At 42.2% G+C, this 2971-nt stretch carries 2 protein-coding genes; one reads left to right on the top strand and one right to left on the bottom strand.

The window, feature by feature from the left end; all coding sequences use genetic code 11:
• The first annotated feature begins 104 nt into the window (after positions 1-104).
• On the top strand, positions 105-1814 hold the full coding sequence (locus KGY70_00670; protein ID MBS3773676.1) for an SWIM zinc finger family protein: 1710 nt from the start codon (positions 105-107) through the stop codon (positions 1812-1814).
• Positions 1815-1987: 173 nt separating this feature from the next.
• Here KGY70_00670 and KGY70_00665 read toward each other — a convergent pair.
• Positions 1988-2971, bottom strand: a 984-nt coding sequence (locus KGY70_00665; GenBank protein MBS3773675.1) for a D-alanine--D-alanine ligase, incomplete at its 5' end; no start/stop codon positions are given.

Below are 2971 nucleotides of genomic sequence, written 5' to 3'. Positions count from 1 at the left end.
TCTTTTAGAATATTATAAATTTACAACAATTGATAGTTGGTATGCCTTAATAAGAACTGATCAGGTTTTAAAGATATTAACCGCGTAATAAAGCTCATTTGACAATGAACCTAAACAATTTTGAAGACTATGTTTCTGAAACCATCCTTGAAAGAGGTTCGGAATATTATCATGATCTTGCTGTAGCGGATCTTCAGGGACTGGAAAACGGACAATGGTTTGCCATTGTAGAAGGTACAAAGGATTACCAGGTGGATGTCAGGCTTGATGAAACCGACGAGATTTTGGAATATCGCTGTACCTGCCCCTACGAAGGAGAAATCTGTAAGCATGTGGTGGCTGTACTTTATGAGATACTTGAGGTAAGCGAGGAAAATGAAAGCATTACAGCATCAGCAAATACCGAGTGGAAAAACCTGGTGCAGAAAATCCCGGAAAAGGATTTGCGTGCATTTGTAACTGAATATGCTGCAAAGGACAGAACTTTCAGAAGCTACCTGTCTATCAAATTTTCCGATCTAAGCGGTGGAGACAAGCAGGAAAAATACCAGGAATTGGTTTCCGATATTTTTAAAATCTCACAAGATGATGAATTCGGTTTTATTCTCAATGTATCTGAAATAACTGATAAGATCAACCCGCTTTTTTTTAAAGCTGAGGAATATTTACAAAACAATAACCCTGAAGAAGCTTTTGCCATTGCCTCGGCCATTGCTCCGGAATGCATCAACATCATGGATATGGTGGATGATTCGAATGGTGAGTTGGGCGAAGCCATTGATTACTCATTCAACATAGCTGATAAAATCCTAAAATCCGATGCCCCGGCAGAATTAAAAGAAGAAGTGTTCGAATGGCTGCTATCCCAGGCACGAAACCCCGATTACGATGATTATGGCTGTGCAGATTACCTGGAACCCTTGATTGTGGAGCATGCCAGTTCAACCGGCTCAATAGAAAAAGCGCTGGAATTTATCGATGAACAACTGGCCAATATTACGGGACAAAACTTTTTGTTCATTAACATACGTAAATCAAAGTATCTGCAATTCAAGATAGGCCTCCTTATTGAATCCGGCGAACATGAAAAAGCCGATCAGATCATTAACGATAACCTTCATCTGAGTGATCTCAGGCAGATCATGGTTCACAGGCAACGCAAAAATGGTAATGTTCAAAAAGCCATTGACCTGATAAAAGAAGGACTAGAAATTGCTGAAAAGGAGGATTTGTCCGGTGTGATCATAAACTGGAAAGAACAACTGCTCAACATATACCAGGAGCAAAAAGATACGGCAAATATCAGAAAATGGGCTCTCGATCTATTTTTCAATAGCCGTCGGGAGCCAATGAAATATTATAAAATCTATAAGAACACCTTTAATGCAAAGGAATGGACAAATGAGCGGAATCGGATCGTTCAGCAATTGCGTGAAGAGGAGAAGGCTCCGCTCCGGCTTGGAAATTACGGATATACTCCGCTTACCGAGGTATATATTGAGGAAAAGATGTGGGAAGAACTTTTCCGGTGGGTGAAAGCATCGCCCAATATACGTAAGTTGAATGAATACCTGCCTTATCTGAAAAATGATTATGCCTCAGAACTATTGCCCCTTTACAGAAAAGCCATTATCAGGGAGGCAGAAAAGGCATCCAAAAGAAATGAATACAAATCGATTGCTTATTATATCAAAAAGATGGAGAATATACCCGGAGGAGCGGGTCAGGCAACGGAACTTGTCCAGGAACTGCTAAGAAAACACAGCAACCGTCCGGCCATGAAAGACGAATTCAGAAAAGCCGGGTATAGTTGAGTCTGGTATAAAATAAAAGAAACATTCTTTAAGTTTACATAAATAAAAGGCGATATGAGCAAAGAAGATCAGGAAAATACCAACGAACCCTTATCCGAATACGGGGAGCCGGTTTCTTTTCATCATGTATGGAAAATGTTCCGGGAAACCCAAAGCTCGGTGGAACAGCCTTTTCACGACTCTCCCGCTTTCCGCAGTCCCTCCTTCTGGTTGTTCTCAATGGCATCTTCAATGGCCAGGCCGAAAACTTCTTCCAGGGTATTGCCGTTGGCCCTTATCTGTTGGGGCACAATGCTTGCAGCGCTCATGCCGGGGATCGTATTCACCTCCATGAAATGCAATGCCCCCTTTGCGTATATATAATCAATCCGAACAATTCCCCGGCAGTTAAATAGATCATAAATCTTCGATGAAAGCTGCCGCACCTCTTCCTCCAGCTCATCCGATATTCTTGCCGGTGTGATCTCATCGGCCATGCCATCGGTGTACTTGGCCTCGTAATCAAAAAATTCCTTCTTGCTTACAATCTCTGTTGGCGGAAAGATCAGTTCCTGATCCCCTGTTTTGATCAGTCCGCAGGTTAGTTCCGTACCTTCCAGGAATTCCTCGACCAGGGCTTCATAATCCTCATCAAATGCCTTGTTAATTGCCTCTTGTAAGTGCTCCTTCCTGAATACTTTGCTCACCCCGAAACTGGAGCCACCCCTGTTGGGTTTTACAAAACACGGGAGTCCGGTATGATAAACTACATGATCGGGATAATACGCTTCATCCTTTTTTACCGGATAGAACCGGGAAGTAGTAATTCCAAAGTATCTGACATAATTTTTGCTGAATATCTTATTGAATGTCAAAGAAGATGAAAGGACGCCGCAAGTAGTGTAAGGAATACGGAGGGTTTCGAAATATCCCTGCAATATGCCGTTTTCACCGGGAGTTCCGTGGATAATGATGAAGGCACAGTCGAAACGACGCTTTTCTCCGTCGAGGATAAAACTAAAATCATCCTTGTTAACCGGTACTTCCTTATCTCCTTCCAGGTCAATTTTCCACCCGGCTCCCCTGACGATAACCATGAAGACATTATATTTATCTTTATTCAGGCTTTCTTTGATGGTTTTGGCGCTATTCATGGAAACCGGAAACTCTGAGGAATC

This window comes from Bacteroidales bacterium (assembly GCA_018334875.1).
In the GTDB taxonomy this organism is placed as follows: domain Bacteria; phylum Bacteroidota; class Bacteroidia; order Bacteroidales; family UBA12077; genus JAGXLC01.
The sequence above is the reverse complement of the archived record's forward strand: the minus strand, read 5'-3'. Positions and strand labels throughout refer to the sequence as shown.